Annotated in this window: 6 protein-coding genes and 1 tRNA gene; 4 read left to right on the top strand and 3 right to left on the bottom strand. The window is 40.5% G+C overall.

Translation table 11 applies throughout. From position 1 onward, the window contains the following. Positions 1-601 precede the first annotated feature (601 nt). Complete coding sequence (locus TY16_RS24395) at positions 602-1,501, bottom strand: DMT family transporter (RefSeq protein ID WP_043934299.1); 900 nt, start codon at positions 1,499-1,501, stop codon at positions 602-604. Between the two features lie 119 nt (positions 1,502-1,620). On the opposite strand from TY16_RS24395, the gene TY16_RS24390 reads away from it, so the two are divergent. The 4 genes from TY16_RS24390 to TY16_RS24375 all read left to right on the top strand — a co-directional run bounded on the left by TY16_RS24390 (position 1,621) and on the right by TY16_RS24375 (position 3,680). Continuing rightward, positions 1,621-2,313 (top strand): MgtC/SapB family protein, encoded by a 693-nt coding sequence (locus TY16_RS24390; protein WP_043934298.1) that lies wholly within the window; start codon positions 1,621-1,623, stop codon positions 2,311-2,313. A 140-nt stretch (positions 2,314-2,453) separates the two neighbouring features. Continuing rightward, positions 2,454-2,526: transfer RNA gene (locus tag TY16_RS24385), tRNA-Ala, on the top strand. Between the two features lie 104 nt (positions 2,527-2,630). Beyond that, positions 2,631-2,957, top strand: coding sequence for a LapA family protein (locus tag TY16_RS24380; RefSeq protein ID WP_043934297.1), 327 nt, complete (start codon positions 2,631-2,633; stop codon positions 2,955-2,957). Positions 2,958-3,122: 165 nt separating this feature from the next. Next, complete coding sequence (locus tag TY16_RS24375) at positions 3,123-3,680, top strand: cysteine hydrolase family protein (protein ID WP_043934296.1); 558 nt, start codon at positions 3,123-3,125, stop codon at positions 3,678-3,680. A gap of 38 nt (positions 3,681-3,718) precedes the next feature. Here TY16_RS24375 and TY16_RS24370 read toward each other — a convergent pair whose 3' ends face one another. Together TY16_RS24370 and TY16_RS24365 are read right to left on the bottom strand one after the other, a co-directional pair. Beyond that, a complete protein-coding gene (locus tag TY16_RS24370; RefSeq protein WP_043934295.1) occupies positions 3,719-4,321 on the bottom strand; it encodes a DedA family protein in 603 nt (200 codons plus the stop codon). A gap of 92 nt (positions 4,322-4,413) precedes the next feature. Continuing rightward, the coding region (locus tag TY16_RS24365; RefSeq protein WP_043934294.1) for a helicase-related protein at positions 4,414-5,121 on the bottom strand (708 nt) is incomplete at its 5' end.

Genomic DNA, 5,121 nt, shown 5'->3' with positions numbered 1-5,121 from the left:
TTAGCTCATAAAGTTACGTTGGCTGATGGCCGAAGCCATCAAAATATTATTGTTTGTTGACGCTTGTTTGTTTAGTTTTCAAAGAGCAATATTATCTAATCGGAATGCTTGTCGCCTTAACGACTTAGTTACTATATCATATCTTTTTTAAAGCTGTCAACCGCCTTTTTAAAAGCAATTAACTTTTTTAAAATAGCGCCTCTCGAAGAGGACATGAACAAATATAACACGCTTAAGAAATGTTTGCAATATAATTTTAAAACTTTTTTTGTTTCTACGGAATTTCCCTTTACACCCCATTCAAAAATACTCGTCACCCTCTAATGATTCTTCAAGCAAGCTAATCGCTTAGACTCTTCCTCCAATCGGTTATCTTCTCGGGCAGTGAGGGTAACCTGTTTTTTCCTTCTTCCGAGACAGGAGATAAATCCCGTTTCAGAAGAAGGCCTTCCAGGCTACTGCTTAACGCAATCTCAGTTCTTCGACTTTATGTTCAGCAACATTTTATATTCCATGAAATTTTGATTCCGCCCTCTCCCGCCAGATACAATAGAACCTTCCCTCTGGTTTGGCGTATAGGCAGCTACCCGTTGTATACTTCTTATAATGGAGATGAAGGATTCTTTAACCGCAATTTCCTTTCATCAATAATAAAAAGTGAAAGCCCAAAGATTACAACAATTCCTCCGACTATTTGCGACCAAGTAACAGTTTCGTTCAATATATAATAGGCCATAATGGTTGCGCCTACTGGCTCGAGCAGAATCGCCATGGAAATCGTTGTTGTGCTCAGCCATTTTACTACCCAGTTAAACAGGCTGTGTCCAAGGAGAGTTGGAAATATCGCAAGCAAAATAAAATATAACCAATCCAGCTTTACTTCAGGCATTAACGGTTCACCTTTAAAAACTATATACATAAATAAGGTTATTGTACTGATTGAATATACAAGGAAAGTATATGTAATCAATGACAGTCTTTGCCTGACAGTTTGCCCGAACAACAAATATCCAGTAATGAACGCACAAGCGATTAATGCAAGAATATCACCCAAAAGAGCCATTCCACTTATCTGGAAGTCACCCCAACTAATAATGAAGCTCCCAATAATAGCGATAATCCCGCTAATTATTGCGCCAACTGTTATTTTTTCTTTAAAGAAAAAGTATGCACCTATAAAGGCGAACAATGGCTGTAAAGTTACCAGGACTGTTGAACTAGCAACTGAAGTGTAGTTTAAAGATTCGAACCAAAGGATAAAGTGAAAGGCCAGCAATACTCCGGAAATAGTGGTAAAAAGCCAATCTCGCTTTGTTATTCTCTGAAGTTCTTTCGTGTATTTTGCCAGGAACAGCGGCAACATGAATAGAACGGAAAAGAATAGGCGGTAGAATGCAATTACACCAGATGGTGAATGACTAAGTTTTACAAATATCGCTGACGCAGAAACGGTTATTACACCAATTGCCAGCGCTGCATATGGGTTGATGATTGGTTTCATGACTGACTCCTTTGAAGTTATATGTAAAATGCATGTTATGTATTTTACCCGCTTTTGCTGCATAATTCTATTATATTATAACAATTTGTGAATTTAGAGAGATGGGATGGAGATTAGACATGAGTGCAGTTGATACAGAAATATTGTTCAAATTAGGGATTTCAGCAGTTCTTGGATTAGTTATTGGGCTGGAAAGAGAATTAAAGAGAAAACCGGTTGGCTTAAAAACAAGCCTTGTTATATCTATTGTAAGTTGTTTATTAACGATCGTCTCGATTGAATCTGCTTATAACGCCCATGTTGGAGCAGTAAACATAACAATGGATCCTCTTCGTCTTGCTGCACAAATCGTTTCGGGGATTGGTTTCCTTGGTGCTGGAGTAATACTTCGCCGAGGCAATGACAGCATTTCCGGGCTTACAACAGCAGCAATGATATGGGGAGCTGCCGGAATAGGGATCGCAGTTGGTGCTGGATTTTATTTGGAGGCATTTGCGGGAGTTGCACTTCTAATATTCAGTGTAGAATTTATGCCCTTTATCATGAAAATAATCGGTCCAAAACAGTTGCGTGAAAAAGAAATCGTGCTGCAACTACATGTATCAGAGCGGCACCAAATTGATGCACTAATAGATTTTATTTATAACCAAAAGTATATTTTACGGAAAATTAGAATAAAGGACCTGAGCGACGGTGACCATCAAGTTAATCTCCAAATCGCTGTTGACCTGAAGCTAAAAACCACGCAAGTATATAATCTCATTTCCGAACTTGATGGCATAAAAAGGGTTGAAATTGAAAGTATCAATTAAAGGAAGTGCATCCGCACTTCCTTTTATTAATAACCTTAAAACATATATCAAAGAAAATAAAATTTTCTCTTGCAAACAATCCTTAGAGTGGCTATAATCTTTCTTGTAGCTTTATTTCGGTATGGCCTACATGAAAATACGGGGGCTTAGCTCAGCTGGGAGAGCGCTTGCATGGCATGCAAGAGGTCGTCGGTTCGATCCCGATAGTCTCCATACCAAAGAACTTCTGTAAAATTGCAGAAGTTCTTTTTTTGTTTTCTCTTTCCTCGTCCCGGGTATCCTTAGATTAACAAAGCGTGTTTTGAGGAGGGAAGTATGTGAAAACACAATGGAGCCTTTTACTTGCTTTAGTATTTGCATTGATAATTGCTTTGTTCGCTGTACTAAATGTCGAACCAGTCAAAGTTGATTATTACTTCGGAACCGCCCAATGGCCTCTAATCCTCATTGTTTTAGGTTCATTATTGGCAGGCGTCATCATTACTGCTGCTATTGGTGAGGCAAGAATATATCGTTTGAAGAAGGATTTAAAAAAGGTAAGGAAAGAACGAGATGAATTAAAGGTAAAGACCCACCTTGCAGCAAAGGATGCCGCAGAGCCGGATGTTACTAGAAATTCATTCAGGACGACGGAGCGCTCATAATCAGTACCTTTTTAACCCTTGCCCTTGCAAGGGTTCGATTATTATTTTCGTTCTTACCGATTGCAGCCAGCTCCTTTAAAAATTATTGAGCTGGCTTCATAGTCTAATCATCATCAATCAATTAAAATGTAGGTAGCGGTAACATTTATAGAGGGAGGTTGGCAAATGGGGAATTCGGCATTACTGGTAATAGATGCACAGGTTGGTATTGTCGAAGGGTTTGAGTTGGGGCCTGTTTTTAATAAGGAAGTGTTTTTAACCACCATGAAAACAGTAATTGATAAAGCAAGGGTGAAGGACATTCCGATTATCTACATTATTGATACGGACGTTGCGGATCCAGGAACAATGGAGTACCAGGTTCACCCTTTTATAGCACCCTTGAAGGATGACACTGTCATTCCCAAAAAATCAACTGATGCGTTTTATCAAACAAGCCTTAATGATTATTTAGTCACGCTGGATATCAATCACATCATTGTCATCGGTTGTAAAACAGAATTTTGCATAGATACAACGTGCCGGCGGGCAACTACCTTGGGATATGATGTAACACTTGTTGCTGACGCACACTCCACAACTGACAATAAAGTTCTGAGTGCCAGCCAGATTATTGCACATCATAATGAAAACCTGCAAGGTCTGGAGAATATCGGGCATTCTATCCTTGTTCGTCACTCAAGCGAAGATATCTTTGAGCATATACATCTTGAAAACAAATAACAAAAGGGCTCCTGCTTACAATAGCGGGAGCCCTTTTTCTACTTGCGGCTTTTGACGAATCTCACAACAAAATAGATGAAGGCAAGAACTATTAATACATAAACAACATTTGAGAAGATGTCCATATACTCTACAATCTTATGCCGGTTTTCCCCCAGAATCGCTCCAGCATTGACCAGAAGAGTATTCCAAATCAATGTACCTGCGGTAGTCAGGATAAGAAATAGCCAAAATTTCATATTGGACATCCCTGCAGGAATTGAAATCAAGCTTCTGATTAACGGAATCAGCCTGCAGAAAAACACTGTCCATGGCCCATATTTATCGAACCAGGCATCGGCTTTATGTATATCTTTCCTGGTCAGGCGAAGCACTTTCCCCCACCGGTCAATGATTTTCTCAAGACGTTCTACATCTAAAAGCAAGCCAATTCCATATAGGATGACAGCTCCGGTAACCGACCCTGCGGTCGACACAAAAATAACGTTAGCCACAGTCATTTCCGTACTTAAGGTCATGTAGCCGGCAAAAGTCAATATCACCTCGGACGGAATCGGAGGAAAGATATTTTCGAGTGCAATAAGCAAAAAGACACCAAGGTATCCAAATTCATTCATTATTGAGTTAATCCAATCTTCCATGCTTCTCTCCCATTAGCTGGCCATTAAACCAGTTCTCTGATAAATACATGTCAACATTGATAGTAACATTAAATATGGTTACTAATCTAGGTTTATCTTCTCTTTCCTTTTACGGAAGCCTTATTGGTTGATCTACCGCGGCCAGGCGGCTTTTCCTTATTCTGCTTCCCGCGGTTGGAGCGGTGCTGTTCAGGGGATGAAGATCTTCCTGGTCCGTTGGATTTCCCGCCTCTTTTAGGCTTTTCCGGACGGTCAGATTTCTTTTTATCCGCTTGACCTCTAGGTCTGTCATCCTTTTTTGAAGAGTCATCCTTTTTACCCGATTCGAGCTCCTGTTTTTTGATCCGTATATTTAATTCCTTCTCAATGGAACGAAGAAGCTGCGAATCGGCATCAGTATATAAAGTAATTGCAAGTCCCTTAGTCCCCGCACGGCCTGTCCGTCCAATCCGGTGGACATAGCTTTCTGCATCTTCAGGTATATCATAATTGAATACATGGGTTACACCCTCAACATCAAGCCCACGTGCAGCAACATCTGTTGCAATCAATAGCTGAAATTCAGAATTCCGGAATCTCTTCATTACCTGCTCACGTTTAGCCTGGGATAGGTCCCCATGCAATTCATCGCAGGAAAATTTATTAGACTTTAGAACTTCATAAAGCCTGCCTACCCGCCGTTTTGTACGGCAAAACACAACTGCCATAAAGGGCCGGTGCGTGTTAACTAGGTCCATAAGCGCACCCTGCTTGCCGCGGTCCGTTGTCTGAATTGCCAGCTGGCTAACCGTGTCGGCGGG

Source organism: Bacillus sp. EB01 (assembly GCF_000613125.1).
Taxonomy (GTDB): Bacteria; Bacillota; Bacilli; order Bacillales; family Cytobacillaceae; genus Bacillus_D.
This window is presented reverse-complemented; position numbering and strand designations above follow the sequence as displayed.

Coding starts and splice junctions, on each gene's coding strand:
- TY16_RS24395 (WP_043934299.1), bottom strand. CDS start 1,501: ATGAAACCAATCATCAACCCATATGCAGCGCTGGCAATTGGTGTAATA.
- TY16_RS24390 (WP_043934298.1), top strand. CDS start 1,621: ATGAGTGCAGTTGATACAGAAATATTGTTCAAATTAGGGATTTCAGCA.
- TY16_RS24370 (WP_043934295.1), bottom strand. CDS start 4,321: ATGGAAGATTGGATTAACTCAATAATGAATGAATTTGGATACCTTGGT.
- TY16_RS24375 (WP_043934296.1), top strand. CDS start 3,123: ATGGGGAATTCGGCATTACTGGTAATAGATGCACAGGTTGGTATTGTC.